The sequence below is a fragment of the Mycobacteroides sp. CBMA 271 genome (assembly GCF_009729205.1).
Classification (GTDB): Bacteria; Actinomycetota; Actinomycetes; order Mycobacteriales; family Mycobacteriaceae; genus Mycobacterium.
In genome coordinates, this window is the sequence record NZ_VTHB01000003.1 from 364,806 (window position 1) to 388,079 (window position 23,274).

Genomic DNA, 23,274 nt, shown 5'->3' on the forward strand with positions numbered 1-23,274 from the left:
GTGCGTGCTCTTCGCGTAAGCGGCTCATGCCGGTTCATGCTCTTCGCGCAAGCGGCTCATGCCGGTTCATGCTCTTCACGCAAGCGGCTCATCTGACCATCATTGCACGCGGATGGGCACCGACATGGGTCTCCGCACATACGAACCGTCTGCCCACGTGACCCCGTCTAGGTCGATCTCGAAATTGGGTACGCGGGTGAGCAATTCTTCGAGCGCGACGCGCGATTGCATGCGCGCCGCGGCCGCCCCCAGGCAGTGGTGGTTGCCGTGGCTGAACGTGAGGATGTTGCGTGGATTCCGGGTGACGTCCAATTCTGCTGCGGTGTCGCCGTATTCGCGCTCATCCCGGTTGCCACTTCCGTACATCAGGAGTGCGCGACGGCCGGCGGGGATGGTGGCGTCACCGATGGTGACGTCCCTGGTGACGGTGCGAGCCAGTCCTTGCACGGGAGAGGTGAGCCGCAAGAATTCCTCGACGGCACTCGGAATGAGTGACTGATCGTCGATCAGCTTTTGGCGTTGCTCGGGGTTCTGCTGCAGCAGTTGCACTGCGCCGCCGAGCATCCCGGTGGTCGTGTCGTTTCCGCCGGTGACCATGGTGAACGCGAAGCCGAGGATTTGGAGGGTTCCGGAGATATCCCCGTCGGCGCCCACTCCCGCGGCGACCAGGTGGGAAACGGTGTCGTCCTCGGGCTCGGCGCGCCGCCGCTCGATGAGCCCGGAGAAATACATCATCAGCTCGCCGATGGTCTGGGCGACCTCGCCCTGCATGGCCTCGATGTCGATGGCGCCACCGGATGCCGCCGCGACGATGCCGTCGGTCCAGGCATCGAACTGCTGGCGATCCTCCTCCGGCACCCCGAGATAGTGCGCGACGACCATGGACGGCAGCGGTTTGAACAACTCGACGACGATGTCGCCTTCGCCGCGCTCCTTAAGCCGCTCAAGGCGTTCCACCACGAACTCGCGCACCTTGGGCTCGACGGCGGTGACCTGGCGCGGGGTGAAGCCGCGCGAGACCAGCTTGCGGAAGCCGGTATGCGTCGGCGGGTCCTGCATGACGAACGGCGGGTTGTCGCCCATGCCGGTCTTTTCCAGGTCGCCGTACATGACGGTGAGGCCCTTGGCCGAGGAGAAGGTCTCCCAGTCGCGCGCGGCGTCATAGATATCGGCGTGCCGGGTCAGCACGTAGTAGTCGTCGTCGGGATTGTGCTCGGGAACCACGTGATGTACCGGATCGTGATCGCGAAGTGCCGCGTACATCGGCCATGGATTGGTCCAGTTGTCAGAAGCTCCCGGGATGTAACGCGGCGCAACCATGTGAGACATATCAACTGACATGTCTTATGTTTAAGGCATGTCGCCCCAGGTGTCAATACCTGGTTCGGCCCGTTGGGGTCAGATCAGCGTGCCGGGGTTGAGGATTCCGTCCGGATCGAGGGCCTGCTTGATGCGCCGGTTGACCTCCAGCACCTCCGGGCCGACCTGATTACCCAGCCAGGGCTTCTTGAGCCGTCCGACGCCGTGCTCGCCGGTGATAGTGCCGCCGAGTGAGATCGCCAGATTCATGATCTCGCCGAATGCCGCGTGGGCGCGCCGGGATTCGTCGGGGTCATTGGGGTCATGCACGATGAGCGGGTGCGTGTTGCCGTCGCCGGCATGCGCGATCACCGAGATCAGTAACCGGTGTTGCGTGGCAATGGCTTCCACACCTTGCACCAGTTCGGCGAGCTTCGGTAGCGGGACGCCCACGTCTTCGAGGAGCAGCGGCCCCTTGGCTTCGACGGCCGGGATCGCGAACCGGCGTGCCGCGACGAAGGCCTCGCCCTCTTGTTGGTCGTCGGTGGAAAAGACTTCGGCGGCATGGTGATCGGTGAAGGCCCGGGCCATCAGCTCGGCGTCGTCGGCCGAGGTCCTGCCGCGTTCATCCGAACGGGCCACTAGCATGGCGGCGGCCTTACGGTCCAGTCCCATCCTGAGCTTGTCCTCGATGGCGTTGATCGCCACCGAGTCCATGAACTCCAGCATCGAGGGTCTGATCTGGGCGGTGATCGCGAGCACCGAGGCGGCGGCCTCGGCCACCGAATTGAACGTCGCGACCACGGTGCACGGAGGCGGCTGCGGCGGAAGTAGCCGCAGGGTGACCTCTGTGATGACGCCCAGTGTGCCCTCGCTGCCCACGAAAAGCTTGGTAAGGCTCAGTCCGGCAACATCTTTGAGTCGCGGACCGCCCAATCGCAGGATGGTGCCGTCGGCCAGCACTACGTGCATGCCCAGCACATAGTCGGTAGTGACGCCGTATTTGACGCAGCAGAGCCCGCCGGCGTTGGTGGCGATGTTGCCGCCGATGCTGCAGATCTCGAACGACGACGGGTCGGGCGGGTACCAGAGTCCATGCTCGACGGCGGTCGCCTTCACCTCGGCGTTGAGGGCTCCGGGCTGTGCGATGGCGACCCGGGTGGTGGTGTCGATCGTGATGCCGCGCATCCGTTCGGTCGACAGCACGATGGCACCGTTCTGAGCGGTGGCGCCACCCGACAATCCGGTTCCGGCGCCGCGGGGCACCACCGCGATCCGATGGGCGCTGGCCCAGCGCAGCGTCTGGGACACCTGTTCGGTGCTGCTCGGACGCACCACGGCCAGCGGCATACCCGCGTCCGGATCGAACGCGCGGTCCTGCCGGTACGACGCGGTGATGTCGGGATCGGTGATCACCGCGCCCTCGCCGAGGAGGTCGGCGAGCTCAGTCAGTGCGTCCGATTTCATATCATTCGGGCGGTCGCACCGGCGTCGATCGGCAGCACGGTGCCGGTGATGTGTGAGCTGCCCTCATGCGCCAGGAACAGCACCGCGCGGGTGACTTCCTCGGGCTTGAGGAACGGTGCATATTGCAGGTGCAGCCCCGCGAAGACAGACTCGACGTCCTTGAGGGTCGGCTTCTCCAGATCGGGTCGCATGGTGCCCCAGACGAAATCGTTTTGGGTCATGGGGGTTTCGATATTGCCCGGCGCGACGGCGTTGACGGTGATGCCGTACCCGACGAGGTCATGCGCGGCGACCTTGGTCAATCCGATGACACCCCACTTCGATGAGACGTACGACGCCTGCGCCCACGTCGCGCTGTGCCCGAGCATCGAGGAGACGGTGATGATCCGGCCATAGTTCCGTTTGATCATCCCGGGCGCGACGGCCGAGATGGTGTTGAAGGTGCCGGTCAGATTGGTCCCGATGACCTCGTCCCATTGCGCGGACTCGACATCCGGCAGCAGTGCGATGGTGCTGACCCCGGCGTTGGCGATGGCGATATCGATGCCGCCGAGCGCGTCCTCGACCTCGGCGACGAAAGACTCCAGCGCCGGCCGGTCGGTGACGTTGAGCTTGGTCGCGATGCACTTTCGTCCGGTCGCCTCGACCAATGCGACCGTCTCGGCCAGATCGTCCTCGGTCGCCAGCGGATACCCGACGACGTCGCTGTTCTCGCATCTATCGCAGAGCGCGATATCGGCGCCCGCCTCGGCAAGCGCAAGGGCGTGCGAGCGGCCCATGCCCCGCGCGCCGCCGGTGATCAGTGCAATTTTTCCCTCGAAGTCAGCCACGGAGCCGACCCTACCGAGCCTGATTTACGACGGTTGCGGTTCGGCATGGTCCAACTCACGTAAGACGGGCATCTGGGTGCTGGCGATGGCGATAAGAAGCATGGGCACCCCGAGAATCGTCAGCGTCGACGCGATCCCGAACTGGTCGGCGATCGGCCCCGCGAGCATGAATCCCAGCGGTCCGGCGCAGTACGCGGTGGATGTCATCACACCGACCACCCGTCCGCGCAGGTGCTCGGGGGAGCGGGTCTGCATCACATAGTTGGCAATAGGTGCGACCGGTCCATAGATGAATCCCAGGCATGCGCACAGCACCAGCAGGATGGCGATCGGCGGGAGCAGTGACATACCCAATGTGGTTGCGCCGGCGGTGAAAGTGGCGCACAACATGATGGTGCGGCGTTTGACGTGGCGCACCATGGTGGCGTACCCGAGCGCTCCGATGAGTCCGCCGACGGAGATTGCCATCAGCACCCAGCCGAGCTGTTGTGGTGTTCCCTTGTCGCTGAAGTATTTGGGAAAGAGCACGCTTTCGATCGGCAGGTACAGCGCGGTGATCGCCATATCTATGAGGGCGAGGGTGCGCAGGATCTTGACGCTCCAGACGAACTTCAGTCCTTCCACCGCACCGCTGAACACACCCGTGGGCCGGGTTTCGGTGGCTGGTGCCCCGGAACCATCGACCTTGAGGAAGGCGATCGCCAGGATGGACACCACAAAGGTTGCCGCAGTAGCCCACATGGTGTTGACGCCCCCGATGGCGGCGATCAGCAGACCTCCCAGACCCGGGCCCACGATGTACGCGACGTTGAAGGCCGCCTCGTACATGCTGTTCATCCGGTCCAGTGACCATCCTGCGGCCTTGGCAGCGGCGGGCAGCATCGATTCGCGGGCAGTGATTCCGGCGGGATCGAAGAGCGCGCCGACTGCGGCGAGGGCCGCGAGTAGAGGGACGCTGAGTCCGGTCGTCATCGCCAGAATCGGTATGGCCGAGACCGAGAGAAACGAGAGCACGTCGGAGGCGATCGACATCTTGCGGCGCCCGAAGAAGTCGACGGCGGTTCCCGAGATCAGCGTCGAGAAGACCAGCGGCAGGGTTCCGGCGGCGGCGACGATGGCTGCGTCCGCGGCAGATCCGGTGCGCTGCAGCACGAGCCAGGGGAGCGCAACGATCGATATGCCGTTGCCGATGGCGGCCACGACGGATGCGAAGAGCAGTAGGAAAACCGGCCGGCGATTCACCTGATCGATTGTCGGCGAACTCGCCGTCGGAGTGGACATGTCGCCCGAAAAACTAACAGCGGTCTGGCCGTAGGTCGAGCGAGTTTCTTGGGTAGGGCCGGCACCCGGCTAGTTGACCTGGATTGCCTCGCGGATGATCCGGGCGGTTCCCTCCAGGTCAGGATCGCGACGGACGACGAATCCCTTTGCGAAGGACAGTTTGTCGCCGCCGTGGCGGGGCACCACATGCAGGTGTGCGTGCATGACCGTCTGGAACGCGACGCGGCCGTCGTTGAGAGCCAGGTTGGTGCCGTCGCTGCGTAGTTCCGAACCCCTGATGGCGTTGGCGATGCGCTGGCCGACCGTCATGATGGCGGCCGCGTCCTCGGGCTTGAGATCCACGAGGTCCTGAGCGTGGGCCTTCGGAATCACCAAGGTGTGTCCGCGAGTGACGGGGCGGATATCGAGGAAGGCGAGCGTCGCCTCATCCTCGTAGACACGGAACGAGGGCGACTCCCCGCTGACGATGGCGCAAAAGACACACGACATGAGCACACCGTAGCGGGGTCTTAGTCGGTCAACTATGTCGGCCGATTCCCGCCAGCGCAGCCCTCGCGGGGTTCTTAGCGTTGCGGCATGGTTACCGAGTTGCGTCCGCCCCCCGTTCCCGCCGTGCTGTCCCGCTCCACGGTCTGGTTTATGGCCCTTGCGGCGGGTGTCGGTACCGCGACGATCTATCCGCTGCAGCCGGCCATCGCCATGGTGGCCGGGTCGGTCCATGGGTCGATTGCCGACGTCGGTGTGGCTCTGGCCTGTGGTCCGGTCGGCTACCTGGTCGGGCTGGGCGTCTTGGTTCCGCTTGTCGACCGGTTCGCGCCCCGAAGTGTGGTGAGTCTTCAGTTCGTGATGATGGCAATGGCGTTGGTGGTCAACGCGACCGCAGGACGTGCGTGGATCCTCGGGATGGCGATAGGGATGGTAGGTGCGGCGTCATCGGTTGGAGCGCAACTTAGTTCGGTGGCAGCGCGCTTCGCCGATACCCGCCGCCAAGCGACCGTTCTCGGGATCGTCACCGCCGGAATCTCGGCGGGCATTCTGGCCGGTCGAATCGTCGGAGGCTGGTTGGCTGACCTGATCGGCTGGCGCGGAATGATTCTGGTGTTCGCGTCTGCGTGTGCGATCCTCGGCGCGGCGTCGTTCGCCGTCTTGCCTCGCGCTTCCGGCGCCAACGCCACGGGTTATCTCGCTACCATCCGAGGTATTCCAGGGCTCTACCGTCGATGCGGTGCGTTACGGCTCGCTGCGGGACGGGGTGCCTTGTGGTTCTTCGCCTTCTGTGTGATGTGGTCGGGGCTGGCAGTAGCGCTGTCGGAGGCGCCGTATTCGTATTCACCGGAGCGGATCGGTCTCTACGCTCTTGCGGGATTGACCGGTATTGGAGCGACGCGGCTCGCGGGGGTGTGGACTGATCGTGTCGGAGCGCGCAGGGTCGTTGGCATCGGGCTGGCCGTGGCCTTGATTGCGGCGCTGGGTTCTAGTGTGGCGCTGTCGAACAGCGTGGCGATGTTCGTGTGCCTTGGTTTGTTCGACGCCGGATTGTTCGCGGCCCAAGTGGCAAACCAGAGCACCGTTCTCGCGATCCAACGCGACGCGCCGGCGCGGTTCAACAGCGCCTACATGGTTGTCTACTTCGTCGGCGGGAGTCTGGGAACTGCGTTCGGTGCGACTGCCGTGGAGTGGTTCGGGTGGCATGTCACTGTGGCATTCGCGGCGGGTGCCATCGCGTTGGCAGGGTTGATCACCGTGCTGGCGCGAGCCGACGTGGATCGCTAATTCTCTTCTGTCACTTTGGTTTCTGGTGTCACATACCGCGGAATTTTGTCGGTGGGTGTCGTTAGTGTTAGCACATGCGTTCGATTGGATTGTTGGAGGAGGCGGCCGACGCCTTCGGGTCCGACATGTCCGTCGAGCTCACTGCCGCGCAGGCGTTGACGGTTCTGGCCCGGTTGGAGGTGGTGCAGCGACGTCTGTCGGCCAGCGGGCTGGGGTTAATCCCGAAGGTGACAACGCAGGCTTCCCCGGTGGAGTTGGGTGGGACGTCGTTCCAGGATGTGTTGTCACAGCGGCTGCATATCAGTAAGGGTGCCGCCCGGCGAAGGATCTCCGATGCCGAACAGTTGGCGCCGCGGCGCGCGTTAACCGGTGAGGTGTTGGCACCACAACTGCCGAACATGGCGGACGCATTCGGGCGCGGCGAGGTCGGCGAGGAACACGTGCGGGTGGTGCGCCAATTCTTTGACCGACTCCCGGTAGTGGTCGATGCGCCCACCCGCGAACGCGCCGAAGAGCAGTTGGCGGACATGGCGGTGCGGTTTCGGCCCGAACAACTACGCACCGGCGCCGAACGCATGATGGCGCTACTGAACCCCGACGGCGAGTTCTCCGACATCGACAGGGCCCGGCGCCGCGGGTTGACGATCGGGCAGCAGGGTTTCGACGGTATGTCACCGATCTCGGGTTTGTTGGATCCCGAAACCCGCGCCTACCTCGATGCCGTCTTCGCCAAGCTCGCGGCCCCTGGCATGTGCAACCCGAACGACCAAACACCCACCGTGGACGGGGAACCCGCACCCGAGGCCGCCGAACGCGACGCCCGCACCGCAGGACAACGCAATCATGATGCGCTGCGCGCATGCCTGCGCTCGAGCGTGATGTCCGGCGAATTGGGTTCTCATCACGGCCTACCCGTCACCGTCGTGGTCACCACCACCCTGCACGAGTTGGAGCAGGCCGCGGGTGTTGCGATCACCGGCGGCGGCACCCGCCTGCCCATGCGCGACCTCATCCGCATGGCCGCCCACGCCCACCACTACCTCACGATTTTCACCGACCACGGCCGCCCGTTGTATTTGGGCCGCACCAAGAGGATCGCCAGCCCCGATCAGCGGATCGTGTTGCACGCCAAGGACCGCGGCTGCACCCACCCCGGCTGCGGCGTTCCCGGATACCTCTGCGAAGTCCACCACATCAACGAATGGGCCACGGGCGGCCACACCGATATCGACCGACTCACCTTCGCCTGCCCCGCCCACCACCGCCTCCTCAACCACGGCTGGAAAACCCGAAAACAACCAGACGGCACCACCCAATGGATACCCCCACCACAACTCGACCTCGACAAACTGCTCGGGTTTGAGTCGGTGCGCCCAACCGAATGACCTGGCATGCTGGTGTTATGGCTGGTAAAGAAATCGACAGGCAGCGGGCGAACGCCGCGCTGGCGGTGATCCGGCAGCATCCCGGGATGGCGCTGTTCGCGGCCGTCCCGGTGCTGGCGGTCCTGGGAGCCGTGTGGTGGATGGCCGGTCTCGGTTGGGCCCTGGTGCTTGCCGTCGTCATCGTGCTCGCAGGCGGCGCCGCAATCGTTATGCGCCGCAGCTGAGTCCGGCTACCACCGGTCGCCGTTGGTGCTGTCGACTGGTTGAGGCCCCCACTGGTCTGCAAGAAGTTTGCAAAGCTCCATGAGTTGCGCATCAGTATTGTTCTGGGCCCGCATCGACTGTTCGATCACATTTGTAAGTGAACCTATGGACAGATTGAGTCTGGCGATCTGCTCTTGCAGGGATTCGATCTTCGGAGACAGGTTGTCGGTCGATGCGGTCAATTGGTTGTTGGACAGGGTTGATGCGGGGAAGCATCCTGCCAGGGTTTCGGTGCTCGTCCTGTTGTTGAGCAGGGCATTCGCTACTTGTTGACTGACCTGCGACATGTGCCATACCGCCTCGCGAAGAGACTCACTGGCCGACAGATTCTCCTGCAACCTTCCGGTCAATCCAGCGATGTTGCTTGAAAGAAACGACGATGTGGCGGTCGATTCGTCTGTGGCATGCATGGCTGTGGTCAATGACTGCTGTAAGTCGCTAGCCGATCCCTCCGTTGATTGTGTTGCATGGATTTGTGCCATGGTGTTGGCGCCCAGTGCATCGGTCAATTCTTGGTTGTGTTCGTTGGTCACTTGTCTTCCCCTGTCGGTATCTGTGTTTCAGTTTGCTATCCGCAGTATGGGGCGTACCACCGACATCTCCGCCCGAGAACGCGTGCGTGCGCACCGCAGCTCTAAGCCTGTGTCATCGCGAAGTAGGCACCGCGGCGGGCCAACAGTTCCGCATGGGTGCCGCTCTCGACCACGCTGCCGTCGTCCATCACCACGATGCGGTCGGCATCTCGGATCGTGGAAAGCCGATGGGCGATAATGAAACTCGTCCTGTCCCGGCGCAACTCGGCCATAGCCCGCTGAATCCGCAGCTCGGTGCGGGTGTCCACCGAACTGGTCGCCTCATCGAGTATCAGCAGCTGAGGTCGCGCCAGAAACGCCCGCGCAATGGTGATCAATTGCTTCTCGCCGGCGCTGACGTTCTCGCCGTCGTCCGCGATCCTGGTGTCATATCCGTCAGGCAGCGTCTGCACGAACCGGTCGACATATGCGGCACGTGCCGCCTCATGTACCTCATCCATGGATGCCCCGGGTTGCCCGTAGGCAATGTTCTCGGTGATGGTGCCGCCGAATAGCCAGGTGTCCTGCAGCACCATCCCCACTCGCGACCGCAGGTCGTGCCGCCTCATCGTCGAGATATCCACGCCGTCAAGCAGTATCCGTCCCGAATCGACGTCGTAGAAGCGCATGAGCAGGTTCACGAGCGTGGTCTTTCCTGCCCCGGTCGGCCCTACGATCGCCACCGTCTGTCCCGGTTCGACGCGCAGCGTGAGCCCATCGATCACCGGAGTGCCGGGGGAGTAGCCGAAGCTGATGTCGTCGAACTCCACACGGGGAGACCCGGCTGGAACTGAAACCGGAGAAGCGGGATCCGGCGTTTCTTCGTCGGCATCGAGCAGCTCGAATACCCTTTCGGCGCTGGCCAGTCCGGACTGCAAGGTGTTGTACATCGAGGCCACCTGCGTCAGCGGCATGTTGAATTGCCGCACGTACTGCGTGAATGCCTGGATGCTCCCCAGCGTCAGGTCACCGGAGGCAACCTTGAGACCACCCACCACCGCCACCGCCACATAACTCAAGTTCCCGATGAACGCTGTCGCGGGAGACACCAACCCGGAGAAGAATTGCGCGCCAAAGGCGCTGCGATACACCTTGGCATTCCGCTCGGCGAACTCCGCCTCTGCCGAGGCGCGATGCCCATAGGTCTTCACGATGGTGAAGCCGCTGTATGTCTCCTCGATATGGGCGTTGAGCTTCCCGGTATTGGCCCACTGCGCCACGAACAACCGTTGTGAGCGCCGCGCGATGGTGCGCGTCACCCAGAGCGACAACGGCACCGTCGTCACGGTGATCAGCGCCAACAGTGGCGAAATACTCAACATCATGGCCAGTACGGCCACCAAGGTCAGCATGGAGCTCAGCAGTTGGTTGATGCTCATCTGCAGAGATGTCTGGATGTTGTCCACATCGTTGGTGACGCGGCTGAGAACCTCGCCGCGCTGACGGGAATCAAAGTACGACAACGGAAGCCGGTGCAGTTTGTCTTCCACATCGGCGCGCAACGACACCACGGTGCGCTGCACGGTGACGTTGAGCAATCGTGCCTGCGCCCAGGCCAGCAATCCGGCCACCAAATACAAACCCAAGGCCAACGCCAAGGTCGCGCCCACCTCGCGGAAGTCGACACCCACCCCGGGCGTCACATTCATGCCGGAGAGCATCTGCGCGAACTGCCCGTCTCCGCGTGTGCGGGCGGCTGCGATGGCCTGTTCCTTGGTGAGCCCCGCGGGCAGTTCCCGGCCGATCACCCCGTTGAACAACAGATCGGTGGCGTGCCCCAGGATCCGCGGCCCGATCACGCCGATCGCGATTCCTGTCATTGACAATGTGATCACCAAGACTGTCAAAAGCCGTTGCGGAGCAAGGCGCTTCACCATGCGTAGTGCGGTACCGCGGAAGTCGCGGGAACGTTCCGCCGGCCCCTGCTGGACGCCCCGGAAACCTATTGGCCGCGTCACTGGGCGTGATCCTCTTCGCTCAAGTGGCTCATCGGCAGCACCACCGCCTGCGAGTCGCAGATCTCCCGGTACATTCCGCAGCACTCGATCAGCTCGGCGTGGGAACCCACCGCGGCCACTCGGCCGTCCTCCAGGACGACGATCTGGTCGGCGTCCACGATGGTCGAGACACGTTGTGCCACCACGATGACCGTCGCGGAGGCGGCAACCGACCGTAGTGCCGTCCGTAGTCGCGCATCGGTACGCACATCTAGCGCCGAGAAGGCGTCATCGAACAGGTAGATACTCGGACGGCGAATCACCGCACGCGCGATGGCGATGCGCTGCCGCTGCCCGCCCGAGAAATTGACACCGCCCTGCGATACCGGCATCTGCAGACCCGCGGCATGCGAGTGGACGAAATCCGCCGCCTGCGCCACCCGCAATGCCTCCCACATCTCGTCCTCGGTGGCGTCCGACTTGCCATAGCGCAGATTGCTCTCCACCGTCCCGGAGAACAGGTACCCCCGCTGCGGTACCAAACCCATTACCGTCCACAGGCTTTCGGGGTCGTAGCGCCGGACATCGTGACCGCTCACCCGCACCGAGCCGGCGGTCACGTCGTGCAGGCGAGGAACCAGCGACAGCAGGGTGCTCTTGCCGCACCCGGTCGCGCCCACCACTGCGGTAATCGTCCCCGGCCTCGCTGTGAACGAAACACCTTCCAGGACGGCGCGTTCAGCCCCGGCGTAACGGAACCCCGCGTCCGTGAACTGGACCGTGGGATTCAGTACGTCGACGCCGATTGGATCCTCGGGTGCCGTGATCGAACCAACCGTCTCGAACACCTCGGTGATCCGTTCGGCGCATGCCGATGCGCGCGGCACCATTACGGCCAACATCGTGAGCATCATCATCGACATGAGGATCTGCAGGAAGTAGGACAGGAACGCCACCAGCGATCCCACCTGCATCTGTCCCTGGTCGATGCGCATCCCGCCGAACCAGATCAGCGCCACGCTCGAGGTGTTGATGACCAACGAGGTGGTGGGCAGCATCAGGGCTTGCCACCGGCCGGCGGCTAACGCCGCCTCGGACACTTCGGCGTTGGCAACACCAAATCGTGTGCGCTCCACCGCTTCTCGGGTGAACGCGCGAATGACCCGAATGCCGGAAAGTTGCTCCCGCATGACCCGGTTGATGCCGTCGATGAGCCGTTGCATCGTGCGGAAGATCGGCAGCATCGACCGCACGATGTACCAGTTGACCAATCCGAGCGCGGGCATGCTCACCATGAGCAACCACGACAACCCCGCGTTCTGGTGGATCGCCATGGCGATGCCGCCGATGCACATGATCGGGGCCGTCACCAACATGGTGCAGGTGACCTGGACCAGCAGCTGCAGCTGCTGCACGTCGTTGGTGGTGCGGGTCAGCAGTGTGGGCGCGCCGAACCGCGCCGACTCCTCGGCCGAGAATCCGGTGACGTGGTGGAACAGCGCCGAGCGCATATCGCGGCCGAAGCCCATCCCCGTCCGGGAGCCGAAAAACACGGCGCCGATTGAGCAGGAGATCTGCACCAGCGTCACCGCGAGCATCACCATGCCGAGTCGCACGATAGTGCGGGTATCGCCTTGCGCCACCCCGTCGTCGATGATCGCCGCATTGACGGTCGGCAGGTACAAGGACGCCAATGTGCTGACGATCTGCAGCGTGACGACGACACCGACCAGGCGGCGGTACGGGCGGACGTAACGTCCTAGGAGGGCCCGCAACTGACCCTGAGGCATGGGCACAACTGTCGCACACGCCACCGGCAACAAACCCGCAGCTCAGCACAGACTCATGTTTCTGCCGCTACAGTGCACATGTGAGATTGGGCCTGGATTCACGCAACGTGTGGAGCAAGTGTGCTGTCGCTTTGGTGATGGTTGCACTGGTGTTGGCAGGCTGCTCGGGCGGCGATAAGTCCGACCAGCCCAATGGCACTGCGCCCAACGCGACGTCACCGGCGCAGACCAAGTCCAAGGGCGTCGAAGGTCCAATGTTCTCGGAGTGCGGAGGCGTTAGCGATCAGGCCATGATGCAGCTGACCAAGATCGTCGGCCTGACCGGCACCGCCAAGAATTCCGTCGGATGTGTCTGGCTCCGGGGCGGGAGCATCGTGGGCCCGCACTTCTCGTTCAACTGGTATCGCGGCAGCCCCATCGGCCGCGAGCGGGCGACCGAAGAGCGGACGCGTCCCAGCGTCGAGGACATCGAGATCGCCGGATACAAGGGATTCATCGCCATGGGCGGGTACCCGGGCACCGAGAACACTCTCTGTGAGATCGGTATGGATTTCGGCAACGACTTCATCGAATGGTCCATCAACTTCGAGGCCGGAACCGGCGCCCCCGATTCCTGCGACGTGGCCAAGCAGCTGACCGAGACCTCCATCAAGGCGGCCAAGAAATGACGCATCGGATTACTAAGTCACTGTTCGCGGTCGCGTGCGCCGCACTCGTCACGCTGGGGTCCGCCGGCTGTGGTGGCACCGTCGACGGTGAGGCGGTCATGGCGGGAAGCGGTGATTTGGGGGACGGCACGCCCGCCGAGCAGAAGTACCCCAACCTGCTCAAGGAATGCGAAGTCCTCACCACAGACGTCCTGGCCAAGGTCGTTGATGCGGACCCGAGAGATATCCAGAGCACCTTCGTGGGTGCGCTCTGCCGTTGGCAGGCGCTGAGTAAGAGCGGCGGACTGGTCGACATCACCCGCTTCTGGTTCGAGACCGGCAGCCTAGAGGCCGAGAAGGCCACAGCGAACAGCCTCAAATACAACGTCCAGGAACGGGCGATCCAGGGGATCCCGTCAATTGTGATGAGGCCGCCGGATCAGCCGGGCGCCTGCGGAGTTGCCAGCGACACCGCAGGTGTTGTTGGATGGTGGGTCAACCCGCAGGGCCAAGGCGGAGACTCATGCACGCAGGCAATCAAATTGATGGAGATGACGCTGTCAGTGAATATCTGACGCGTCGTGTTCGCTCGTCCCGGATCGTCGGGATGCTCCTGAGTGCTGTGCTGGCCCCGGGAATCCTGCTCGGCGCCGGATGCTCCAGCGACCACCACGAACACGGCGGCCACCATGTGTCGACCGCGGACGATATTCGGTTAGGCCCGGCGTACTCCGAGTGCGGCAGCCTCACCACACCCGACGTTTCGGCGGTGGTGCGCCGCCCCGACCTCAAGCTGATCGCGAAAACCCCGGTGGGGTGCACCTGGTCGCCCAACGGATCGTGGAGTGCGCTGCCGAGCGTCACCCTCTCCTGGTTTAGGGGCAGCCCGATCGGGCGCGAACGTGAAGGTGAGGAACGGACGCGGGACGAGGTCAAGGACTTCTCGGCCGGGGGAAAGAGCGGTTTCATCAGCTCGACCTACGGGATGTGCGTCACCGCCTTGGAGTACGGGGAGGGCCAGTTCTTCGAAGTGGCGGTCACGCTGCTCGGCGGCGGTCACGGTGCATCGTCGGATGCCTGCCACTGCGCGATGAAGTTGTCCACCCAAGTGGCGGAGAAAGTCTGAGGAGGCCGCTAGCGCGGCACGTGGAACGTCGTGAGCGACGCCCCACCCAATTCGAGCTGTGACCAGGGCACCCGAGTTGTCAGGACCGCGATCGCCGAGGTCGGAAACTTCGTGGAGATGCGGTTGGCGGCATCGGCATTGCTGGTGCCCGCGTTGGCCAGGGCGAGCGCCAGCTGCGACGTGGTGGGTTCGTGTCCGACAACAAGGACGGTGATCGCGGAATTGGGCACGGCATTGATCTCTCCGAGAGTGATCCCCGCCGTCGAGTCGTACAGCTTGTCGCTGAACCTGACGAGTTGACTGTGCACGCCGGTCTGAGTCAGCGTCGCGCGCGTCCGGGTGGCGGTTGAACACAGCACCGCGTCGATCCGACTGAAATTATCCTGCAGCCAGGTCCCCGCCTGAGTCGCTTGCCGGGTGCCACGCAGGTTCAGCGGACGCTGGTGATCGTCGACGCCGGGCGGGTAGGCCGATTTCGCATGACGCATAAGGATGAGAGTTCGCTTCACCGCGGATGAGCCGCTTGCGCGAAGACCGACAACGGTGTCTGGCGACATGAGACGTACCGTAGCCCCGCGATGCGACGAGCGCCGGGCAAATGATGGACCTGGGGATGGATGGAGTGCCGGGCTGCGCGAGATCACGCTCAGCCTCCCGGAGGTTGTCGGTCGACAGCCATAGACTCCGGCATGTGAAGTTCCTGCACACCGCTGATTGGCAGCTCGGCATGACCCGGCATTTCCTTGCCGGCGAGGCCCAGCCGCAGTACTCAGCCGCGCGTCGAGAGGTGATCACCTCGCTCGGGGACGTTGCTGTGGCGCACGGTTGCGACTTCATGGTGGTGTGCGGAGACGTCTTTGAGTCCAATCAGCTCGCGCCCCGCGTCATCAGCCAGGCCCTGGAGGTCATGCGCGGAGTCGGCGTCGACATCTACCTCCTGCCCGGCAATCATGACCCGTTGGATGCCGCCTCGGTGTACTCCAGCGAGCTGTTCTTGGCCGAGAAGCCGTCGAACGTCCATGTGCTGGACGCTGCCGGAGTGCATCGGGTAGCCGACGGTGTCGAGTTGGTCGCGGTGCCGTGGCGATCGAAGGCGCCCACGCATGATCTGGTGGCCGAGCAGCTGGAGGGACTGACCGCCGACGGCACCCGGCGCATCGTGGTGGCCCACGGCGGCGTCGATGTTCTCGATCCGGATCCGACGAAGCCCGCGCTTATTGCTCTGCAGGCCGTCGAGGACGCCATTGCCCGTGGCGCGGTGCACTATGTGGCGTTGGGGGACAAGCATTCCCGGACTGAGGTGGGCCCCAGCGGGCGAGTTTGGTATTCCGGCGCGCCCGAGGTCACCAACTACGACGATGTCGAATCCGATCCGGGGCATGCGCTGGTGGTGGATATGGACGAATCGGGTGCGGTGCAGGTCAACACGCATCACGTCGGCCGGTGGCGATTTGTGACCCTGCGACGGTCGGTGGACAACCCGCGCGATATCGCCGATCTGGGACTCAACCTCGAACTGTTCGAGGATAAGGAACGCACCGTCGTGCGGCATGCACTGACCGGGACTCTCAGCGTGACCGATAACGCCATGCTCGAGGAATGCCTGGACAAGTACACCCGACTGTTCGCGAGCCTGCGGCCGTGGGAGCGGCACACCGACATTGCCGTGGTGCCCGCCGATGGCGAGTTCAGCGATCTTGGTGTTGGGGGTTTCGCTGAGACGGCGATCATCGAGCTCAAGGAAATGGCGACCGGTGGCGGTGCGGCGTCCGAGGATGCGCAGGGTGCGCTGTCGCTGCTGCTGCGGCTGGCATCTAGTGCCGCAACCAGACGAGGGTCGGCGGCGTGAAGCTGCACCGGCTCTCTGTTACCAACTATCGCGGAATCGCGCACCGCGACATCACCTTTCCTGATCGCGGGGTCGTGGTGGTCAGCGGTGCCAACGAGATCGGCAAGACGTCGATGATCGAGGCGCTGGATCTTCTTATCGAATCCAAGGACCGCTCCACTAAGAAGGATGTCAAACAGGTCAAGCCGACCTTCGCTGATGTCGGTTCCGAGATTGAGGCCGAGATCAGTTGCGGTCCTTATCGGTTCGTGTATCGCAAACGCTTCCACAAGCGCGCCGAGACGCACCTGACAATCATCGAGCCGCGACGCGAACAACTCTCCGGCGATGAGGCGCATCAGCGAGTGCTGGACATGCTCGACCAGTCAATCGACATGAATCTGTGGAAGGCGCAACGCGTTCTGCAATCAGCAGGGGCGGGTGTGCTCGATCTGTCGTCGAGTGATGCACTCACGCGGGCGCTGGATCTGGCTGCCGGGCAATCGGTTGCGCTATCGGGCAGCGAGCCCGATCTGGTGGAACGGATCGACACAGAATACGGGCTGTACTTCACCGGAACCGGTCGCGCTACCGGCGAATGGTCCAAGGCCACTGCGCGACTAGCCGCCGCCGAGGAGGCCCTGGCCGTTGCGCATGCGGCCGTGGCCGAGGTCGATCAGCAGGTCCGCCAGCATGACGAGCTGACCCGGGAACTCGCCTCTGTGATCGGTGACCGTGTGGAAGTCGGCCATCGTCTGGTTCCGTTAGAGCAAGCCTCCCAAGCGGTTTCGATGCTTGCGCAACAGCGCGTCACTGCGACGGTGGTTGCCGAGGCGGCGCAGACCGCCGCAGTGGCGGCACAGGCGAAACGTGACGAGCGGGCCCAGCTGATCGCCGATCTCCGGACCCGGCGAACCGCGATTAACGGGTTGGCCGAACAGCTTGCCGCCGCGGTGGCCGAGCACGCGACGGCGCAGCAAGTGTCTGAGGCTGCCGAGGCCGCGGCAGCCGATAGCACACAAGCGGTGGACTGCACCCGTACCCGTGTGCAGTCTGCCCGGGACACCTTGGATCGGGTAATGGCCCGCGATGAGGTGGATGGGCTCGCGGCCAGGGTGTCGCGTATCGATCTGACGGCCCGGCAGTTGACGACCGTCGGCGCGGAGCTCGACACAATGGCGATCACCGCGCAGACGCTGGCGTCGATCGACGCAGCGGCGCGGACGTTGGGGATGGCGGAGGTGGCCCTGGAGACCGCCTCCGCGCAGGTCGAGGTGCGTGCGCTGGCCGACGTGCAGATCACCGCCAACGGTGAACTGAGACGGGTCGCGGCGGGGGAGACGTGGGCGGGCACGGCCACCGACACCATCGAGATCACCGCTCCCGGCGTGTCGGTAACCCGTATCATTCCGGGGGCCAACGCGTCTCAGCTGCGTGACAAACTGGAGAACGCCCGCGAGACATTGTCTGGAGCGCTGGCCGCTGCCGGTGTCGCCGATGCCACGGAGGCGCAGCAGCAGTACGAACGGCGCGCCGAGTTGATCGCCGAACGTGACCGGTTGACGGCCCTCCTCGACGGCTTGCTGGGGTCCGAGAACCTCGAGGTGTTGCGTGAGAAGCTCACCCGGCTGCGTGAGTTGGCGCCGGAGGCCACCGGGCTGTGGGATGCCATCGATCCGGCGCACGCCCGTGCCGAGGTGACCAGGCTCGTATCCGAGGTGCAGCGGTTGCAGGCCGAAGAGGTCACTCATCGGCAAGCGGCTCAGATATCGGGCCAGCGACTCGCTGAGAAGGGTACCGAGGCAACGGTATTGCGGGAGAAGCGAGCGGCGCGTGCTGAAGAGTTGGCGGCGGCCGAGCAGCGTTTGTCCCAGGTGCGGGCCTCGGCATCCGACGATGCACTCACCGAGCGTTGTAGCGATGCGGTGCGCGCAGCCGATCTGACCGCACGCCGAGTCACCGATCTGGCGGGCCAGTTGGCGGCGTTGGAAGCCGAGCGGGTGAGCGCCGAACTCGCCGAAGTTTCCGCGCAGGCCCTCACCTTGGATCAGCGCCATGAGTCGCTGCGCCATCAGCTTCGTGATATCTCGGTACGTCTGGAGGTGTTCGGCAGGCAGGGGCGCAAGGATCAGCTGGACGTCGCTGCCTCCGAACATGAGTACGCAACAACGGAATTCACGCGGATCGGGGCGAAGGCCCGCGCCGTCGACACGCTGCGATCGGTGATGCTGCGGCATCGTGACGGCATGAGGCTGCGCTACGTGGATCCCTTCCGCGCGGAACTGGAACGATTGGGCCGCATGGTCTTCGGTCCCACCTTCGAAGTGGATGTTGACAGCGACCTGACTATCCGCAGCCGCACCCTGGAGGGTAGGACCGTTCCCTATGAGTCGCTATCGGGCGGCGCGAAGGAACAGCTGGGTATCGTGGCGCGGCTGGCCAGTGCCGCACTCGTGGCACCTCAGGATGCGGTGCCGGTCATCATCGATGATGCACTGGGTTTCACGGACAGCGAGAGACTGGAGCGCATGGGCGAGGTATTCGGCGCCGTGGGCACCGAGGCACAGGTGATCGTGCTGACCTGCAGCCCCGACCGGTACGACGCGGTCACCGGGGCGCAGCGAATCAGCTTGTCGGCCTAGGCGACCTGGCTTCCCTCTCGAGAGACCCCTAGAAATAAGCGTTCGCGGGAAGCGGTGTGCCGTGCAGCAGATTCTGGCCGATGACCCGGGCCTTGTAATGCACCGGGTTATGCAGGCTGATGGTCCGGATGTTGCGCCAATGCCGATCCAGGTTGCGGCTGCGGCTGGATGCGCTGGCGCCGCCAAGGTCCAACAACTTGGTGGCGGCATCCAGTGCGACGGCATCGATGTGCACCTTGGCCTTGGCCACGGCCAACTGTGCTTCCTCGGCAAGCGCTGCGTCGGGCACTCCGTCGCGCACTGATGCGGTGGCGGCACCGATGACGTCGGCGGCGGCCAGCACGGTGGCCTCGGCGGCGAACGCGGTCGCAGTCAACTCGCCGAGGGTGCGTTGCAGCAGCGGATCGTCGACGGGCCGCTCGGTGAGCGCATGGCTGAAGTTGCGTTGACGCGACCGCAGCAGCGTGGCTCCGTCGTCGACAACCGACCGCAGCACGCCGGCGACGATCGCCAGGATGTAGAGCTGCAATGATGCGTACTGCGTGGTGGCCACCGGTGCGGCGTCATACGGTGTGTCGGAAAGAATTTCGTCGGCGGCGAGGTCGACCTGGGTGAAGATCGTGGTGCCTGTCCCGGTGCGGCGCTGGCCGAAGCCGTCCCAATCGTCCACCAGCCCAACCCCGTCGCGGTCGCCGGGAACGATCACCGAGGCCACCGAATCGTGATCGGTGGTGGCGGTGACTGTCAGGTAGTCCGCGAACAACGTCCCCGTGCTGTAGAACTTTTCGCCGTTCAGTCGATAGGCGTCTCCGACCTGCAGCAGGCGAGTGTTGAACACCAGGCCGCCGACCGCCAATCCGCCCTTCTCGCTGAATGCGTTGGCGAAGAGGTTGCCCGCGTTCACCTTGGCGAGCCAGGCCGCTGAGACAGGGTCGGGCAGCGTGCGCAGACGTTCCTCGACAAACCAGAAGTGAGTGCGGAAGATGTGCGCCACGATGGGGTCGGCCTGCGCCACGTCGATGATGGCGGAAAAGAGTTGCCGCACAGAAAGTCCCGCACCGCCGAGTTCGACGGGGATGCGCAGCCGGCCAAGCCCGGCCTCTTTGAGCAGGCGAACCTGGTCGAAGGGATTCTCGTCGGCCAGATCGCGATCACGCGCCCCGTCGGCAATCTGGGTCAGCAGACGCCGATAGGTGTCGGTGCCGGGTAATGCGCGGATATCGGTGACTGCTTCGACGTTCGAAGACGTAGCGATAGTCATGTCTTCGTTCTACGCAGCATGCCGCCGCGCGGCATCGCTTTGAATCAACCAGAACGGAAGCGGCAAGATGGGGCGCGATGATTCGCACAGTTCGGTCCTGGTTTCCGCGCATCACTCTGCTGTGCGCGTTCGTGCTCGCCTGCCTGCTGTTGTTCACGCCCGGTAGCGCCGTGCCGTCCGGTCCGCCGGGGGCGGACAAGGTGGTGCATGTCCTGATATTCGCCATGCTGGCGGTGTCCTCGCGCCACGCGCGAATCGGTGAGAAGCCCACGCTGGCCTGGGTTCTGGCGTTCGGGGCCTGCTCGGAGGTGATTCAGGCGCTGTGGGTTCCGCGCCGGGACGGCAGTGTGTGGGACCTGCTCGCCGATGCGGTAGGCCTGCTTACGGGGCTGCTGTTGTGGCGGAGGGTGCGCCGTGTGTCTCTGCTGCGGCGGGCTCCGGAATGACGGTCGTGACGAGTCCGGTGTGCGCGAGGCCGTTGATGACCAGGTCCAGCTGACGCAGTGCACGGTTCAGGGCGGCGTCCGCATCCGCTTCGGTGGGGTGATCCGTGTCCACCAGCATGCCGATGGTGTTGAGAATCGAGCTGGCGATGAGTTCTGCCGCGATTTCAAGATCTTCGGTGCTGTGATGGTTCATGGCCGGGTTGCGTGCCAGCTCCACCACTACGTCGCTGGTGAGCATGCGCATTTCATTGTGGATCGCGCGTCGGACTTGAGCTGAGCCACCGTGACGTTCACGCACCAGAAACCGGAAATTGTTCGAGTGCTCGCTGACTCGATCGACCATCAGGCCGAGAATCTTGGCGGGGTTGTCACTGCCCGCCTCGCGCCGGGCCAGACGAAAGGTGTCGCGTAGCGCGCGAACGCTCTCCTCGGCCAGGATGGTGCCCAGGTCCTCCATCGACTCGAAGTGTCGGTAGAACGCGGTTGGTACCAGACCGGCGGACCGGGCCACCTCACGCAGGCTCAGGGCGGCGAAGCCACGGACCTTGAGGAGGTCCAATGTTCCGTCGAGCAATGCGCGGCGGGTGTGCAGCTTCTTCTCGGCACGGCTATGGCGCATGTCCGTCAGTGTACGGTCGTGCTCTTATCGATTGATCTTTTTTGTTCGAAACCGTGTTGATGTCCGGTATTGACAGGTTCATCTAGGTTGCGCAGACTGGACTCAGTGTACGAATGTTCACTATTTGGTTACTGAATCCGGAAGGGCAGTGCAGCATGGTGGGACCGGTTGAGCGCAACGTCAACGTCGTCCAGGAAGTCGTGGAGTCGGTCGGGACTCGTGTTGGCCGGATTATCCGCATCATCACGCGGACGGTGGGGGAAGTTGCGCGCGAGGTGAGCGGCGTTGTGGCTGACGGATTCGATATCGCGGAGGCCAGCAAGCGAGCGCGTGCCGACCAGGAACGCTGGGAAGCCAATGACCTGGCCGAGGAAGACGTCGATGACGATGCCGACCTCAACGATGAGGTGGCTGATGGCGATGTGGAAGAGGACGCCGCCGACGAGGTCGAGGCCGCGGCCGAAGAGGTGACTTCCGAATCCGACGCACCCGCAGAGGCGGACGCTACTGATCTACCCCAGCAAGAGCGGGTCTAACCGTGTCGGCTCCAGCGTTGCAGCCAGACCCGGTACAGGCTCCCCCCGCGGTGACCGGCGGATGCCCCGTCAACCACGACCTTTACCCGGGTGGGCCTACCTTTCTGCGGTGGCATGACACGCGGGTTGGGTACCTCAAGTCGTGGCGGTTGGCGCTGGGCGCAGTCTGGTCCACGTATCGCCACACCATCTCGGAGTATGTCGCCGATCTTCCGGGCCAGGATGACCTCATCGTCGCGCGCGCACCCATGCGAAAGATGGTCATCATCCGCAACCCGGAGCTGGCCCGCCATGTCCTGGTTGCCAATCAGGACAACTACATCAAGAGCGCTGAATATGACTTGCTGGCAGTGGGTTTCGGCCGCGGATTGGTGACCGACCTCAACGAAGGGCTGTGGAACCGGAATCGTCGGTTGGTGCAGCCGATCTTCGCCAAGCGCCAGGTCGACCTGTTCGCGCCGCAGATGGCTGAGGCCAGCGCGCGCACGCTGGCTCGCTGGGATGCCCTGCATGAGCAGGGCAAGCCCGTCGATGTCACCGCCGAGATGAACTACCTGACCATGGACATCGTCGCGCAGACGATGTTCGGTATTGACCTGTCCGGTGACATGGCCGAGCGCATGCGCATCAACTTCGCGCGGCTGCTCACGCTCTTCGGCGTTGGTTTCATCGTGGGTGCGGCGCCGCCGCTGCGCTGGGTAGTGGACAAGCTCGCCACCCATGGGCCAGAAGAATTGTCCTCGCATACACCACGATTGGCGATCAGGGTGCTACGCGCCGCGGCATCGGTGACCGCTCCGCGGACCATGAAGGGGCTGCGCTGGGTGGAGCGCACCATCGATCAGCTCATCGCCGACCACCACAGTGGCCGGATCACCCGACAGGACAATCTACTGGCCCTATTGATGGCTGCCGAGGATCCAGAGACGGGTGCCAAGTACACAGACCTGGAGATCCGGGACGAATTGATGACGTTCCTGGGTGCGGGCTTCGAGACTACCGCCGCCGCCCTGGCCTGGACCTGGTACCTGTTGTCCCGCAACCCCGATGCGCGTGCCAAGCTCGGCGAGGAGGTCGACCGGGTGCTGGGCGGGCGGCTCCCCACTGCCGGCGATATCGACAACCTCCCGTGGACGGCCGCGGTGCTGAACGAGGCGATGCGCGTCTACCCGCCGATCATTGGTCTGGCTCGCACCGCGAAGGATGACGACGTGCTGGGGGACTACCCGATTCCCGCCGGAACGACGGTCGGGGTGCTCATCGACGGCATCCACCACAACGAGCGGGTGTGGGAGAACGCCAAGACGTTCGACCCCTCACGGTTTCTCAAGGAGAATCTGCAACCCGAACAGCGTAAGGCGCACATGCCCTTTGGCGCCGGAAAACGAATGTGCATCGCATCGGGCTTCGCGAATCTGGAAGCCATTATCGGCATCGCGTCGCTGGCGCAGCAATACGAGTTGGAGCTCCTGCCCGGGCAGAACCCCCGGCGTGAGGTGACGTTCACCGGTGGCCCCGAGGGCGAAATCCTCATGCGGCTGCGCAGGCGGCACTGATCGCTGCGTCGAGCT

General features: G+C 64.2%; 22 protein-coding genes. 11 read left to right on the forward strand and 11 right to left on the reverse strand.

The features are described from left to right. Positions 1 to 99: 99 nt before the first annotated feature. The 5 genes from FZI91_RS10490 to FZI91_RS10510 all read right to left on the reverse strand — a co-directional run bounded on the left by FZI91_RS10490 (position 100) and on the right by FZI91_RS10510 (position 5,366). Entirely contained in the window at positions 100 to 1,341 is a 1,242-nt protein-coding gene (locus tag FZI91_RS10490) for a cytochrome P450 (RefSeq protein ID WP_155938924.1), read from the reverse strand. Between the two features lie 57 nt (positions 1,342 to 1,398). Continuing rightward, on the reverse strand, positions 1,399 to 2,766 hold the full coding sequence (locus FZI91_RS10495; protein WP_155938925.1) for an FAD-binding oxidoreductase: 1,368 nt from the start codon (positions 2,764 to 2,766) through the stop codon (positions 1,399 to 1,401). After that, a complete protein-coding gene (locus FZI91_RS10500; RefSeq protein ID WP_162525774.1) occupies positions 2,763 to 3,596 on the reverse strand; it encodes a mycofactocin-coupled SDR family oxidoreductase in 834 nt (277 codons plus the stop codon). The genes FZI91_RS10495 and FZI91_RS10500 overlap by 4 nt, the downstream gene beginning before the upstream one ends. Positions 3,597 to 3,620: 24 nt before the next feature. Next, positions 3,621 to 4,877 (reverse strand): MFS transporter, encoded by a 1,257-nt coding sequence (locus FZI91_RS10505; protein ID WP_155938926.1) that lies wholly within the window; start codon positions 4,875 to 4,877, stop codon positions 3,621 to 3,623. A gap of 69 nt (positions 4,878 to 4,946) precedes the next feature. Continuing rightward, positions 4,947 to 5,366, reverse strand: coding sequence for an HIT family protein (locus tag FZI91_RS10510; RefSeq protein WP_155938927.1), 420 nt, complete (start codon positions 5,364 to 5,366; stop codon positions 4,947 to 4,949). 87 nt (positions 5,367 to 5,453) lie between these two features. On the opposite strand from FZI91_RS10510, the gene FZI91_RS10515 reads away from it, so the two are divergent. The 3 genes from FZI91_RS10515 to FZI91_RS10525 all read left to right on the forward strand — a co-directional run bounded on the left by FZI91_RS10515 (position 5,454) and on the right by FZI91_RS10525 (position 8,259). Continuing rightward, on the forward strand, positions 5,454 to 6,650 hold the full coding sequence (locus FZI91_RS10515; RefSeq protein ID WP_239001681.1) for an MFS transporter: 1,197 nt from the start codon (positions 5,454 to 5,456) through the stop codon (positions 6,648 to 6,650). A 74-nt stretch (positions 6,651 to 6,724) separates the two neighbouring features. Further along, complete coding sequence (locus FZI91_RS10520; protein ID WP_155938928.1) at positions 6,725 to 8,035, forward strand: HNH endonuclease signature motif containing protein; 1,311 nt, start codon at positions 6,725 to 6,727, stop codon at positions 8,033 to 8,035. A 17-nt stretch (positions 8,036 to 8,052) separates the two neighbouring features. Next, complete coding sequence (locus tag FZI91_RS10525) at positions 8,053 to 8,259, forward strand: hypothetical protein (protein ID WP_155938929.1); 207 nt, start codon at positions 8,053 to 8,055, stop codon at positions 8,257 to 8,259. A 6-nt stretch (positions 8,260 to 8,265) separates the two neighbouring features. On the opposite strand, the gene FZI91_RS10530 is transcribed toward FZI91_RS10525, so the two are convergent. The 3 genes from FZI91_RS10530 to FZI91_RS10540 form a co-directional block, all read right to left on the reverse strand. Beyond that, entirely contained in the window at positions 8,266 to 8,832 is a 567-nt protein-coding gene (locus tag FZI91_RS10530; protein WP_162525699.1) for a hypothetical protein, read from the reverse strand. A gap of 101 nt (positions 8,833 to 8,933) precedes the next feature. Beyond that, entirely contained in the window at positions 8,934 to 10,829 is a 1,896-nt protein-coding gene (locus FZI91_RS10535) for an ABC transporter ATP-binding protein (RefSeq protein WP_162525698.1), read from the reverse strand. Then, complete coding sequence (locus tag FZI91_RS10540) at positions 10,826 to 12,583, reverse strand: ABC transporter ATP-binding protein (protein ID WP_203448781.1); 1,758 nt, start codon at positions 12,581 to 12,583, stop codon at positions 10,826 to 10,828. The genes FZI91_RS10535 and FZI91_RS10540 overlap by 4 nt, the downstream gene beginning before the upstream one ends. Before the next feature lie 152 nt (positions 12,584 to 12,735). Between FZI91_RS10540 and FZI91_RS10545 the strand changes: the two genes are divergently transcribed. Genes FZI91_RS10545 through FZI91_RS10555 form a run of 3 tightly spaced genes read left to right on the forward strand, consistent with a single transcriptional unit; the run spans position 12,736 to position 14,371 of the window. Then, positions 12,736 to 13,266: a DUF3558 domain-containing protein gene (locus tag FZI91_RS10545; RefSeq protein ID WP_155939097.1), complete on the forward strand. Its 531-nt coding sequence runs from the start codon at positions 12,736 to 12,738 to the stop codon at positions 13,264 to 13,266. Next, positions 13,263 to 13,820, forward strand: a complete 558-nt coding sequence (locus FZI91_RS10550; protein WP_155938931.1) for a DUF3558 domain-containing protein — start codon at positions 13,263 to 13,265, stop codon at positions 13,818 to 13,820. The genes FZI91_RS10545 and FZI91_RS10550 overlap by 4 nt, the downstream gene beginning before the upstream one ends. A 32-nt stretch (positions 13,821 to 13,852) precedes the next feature. Further along, positions 13,853 to 14,371 carry a DUF3558 family protein gene (locus FZI91_RS10555; protein ID WP_155938932.1) on the forward strand — a complete coding sequence of 173 codons (519 nt, stop codon included), beginning with the start codon at positions 13,853 to 13,855 and terminating at the stop codon, positions 14,369 to 14,371. Between the two features lie 8 nt (positions 14,372 to 14,379). Here the strand turns inward: FZI91_RS10555 and FZI91_RS10560 are convergent, their stop codons facing one another. Beyond that, positions 14,380 to 14,928 carry a histidine phosphatase family protein gene (locus FZI91_RS10560; RefSeq protein ID WP_155938933.1) on the reverse strand — a complete coding sequence of 183 codons (549 nt, stop codon included), beginning with the start codon at positions 14,926 to 14,928 and terminating at the stop codon, positions 14,380 to 14,382. 134 nt (positions 14,929 to 15,062) lie between these two features. Between FZI91_RS10560 and FZI91_RS10565 the strand changes: the two genes are divergently transcribed. After that, on the forward strand, positions 15,063 to 16,220 hold the full coding sequence (locus tag FZI91_RS10565; RefSeq protein WP_162525697.1) for an exonuclease SbcCD subunit D: 1,158 nt from the start codon (positions 15,063 to 15,065) through the stop codon (positions 16,218 to 16,220). Further along, entirely contained in the window at positions 16,217 to 18,841 is a 2,625-nt protein-coding gene (locus tag FZI91_RS10570; RefSeq protein ID WP_162525696.1) for an AAA family ATPase, read from the forward strand. Before FZI91_RS10565 ends, FZI91_RS10570 begins: the two co-directional genes overlap by 4 nt. A gap of 28 nt (positions 18,842 to 18,869) precedes the next feature. Here FZI91_RS10570 and FZI91_RS10575 read toward each other — a convergent pair whose 3' ends face one another. Next, complete coding sequence (locus tag FZI91_RS10575) at positions 18,870 to 20,102, reverse strand: acyl-CoA dehydrogenase family protein (protein WP_155938934.1); 1,233 nt, start codon at positions 20,100 to 20,102, stop codon at positions 18,870 to 18,872. 77 nt (positions 20,103 to 20,179) lie between these two features. On the opposite strand from FZI91_RS10575, the gene FZI91_RS10580 reads away from it, so the two are divergent. Beyond that, positions 20,180 to 20,548, forward strand: coding sequence for a VanZ family protein (locus FZI91_RS10580; RefSeq protein WP_155938935.1), 369 nt, complete (start codon positions 20,180 to 20,182; stop codon positions 20,546 to 20,548). On the opposite strand, the gene FZI91_RS10585 is transcribed toward FZI91_RS10580, so the two are convergent. Next, entirely contained in the window at positions 20,484 to 21,167 is a 684-nt protein-coding gene (locus tag FZI91_RS10585; RefSeq protein WP_155938936.1) for a TetR family transcriptional regulator, read from the reverse strand. The genes FZI91_RS10580 and FZI91_RS10585 overlap by 65 nt on opposite strands. Before the next feature lie 155 nt (positions 21,168 to 21,322). Here FZI91_RS10585 and FZI91_RS10590 point away from each other — a divergent pair, with 155 nt between their 5' ends. Together FZI91_RS10590 and FZI91_RS10595 are read left to right on the forward strand one after the other, a co-directional pair. Beyond that, a complete protein-coding gene (locus FZI91_RS10590) occupies positions 21,323 to 21,703 on the forward strand; it encodes a hypothetical protein (protein WP_155938937.1) in 381 nt (126 codons plus the stop codon). 2 nt (positions 21,704 to 21,705) lie between these two features. Continuing rightward, a complete protein-coding gene (locus FZI91_RS10595) occupies positions 21,706 to 23,259 on the forward strand; it encodes a cytochrome P450 (protein WP_162525695.1) in 1,554 nt (517 codons plus the stop codon). The last annotated feature ends 15 nt before the right edge of the window (positions 23,260 to 23,274 follow it).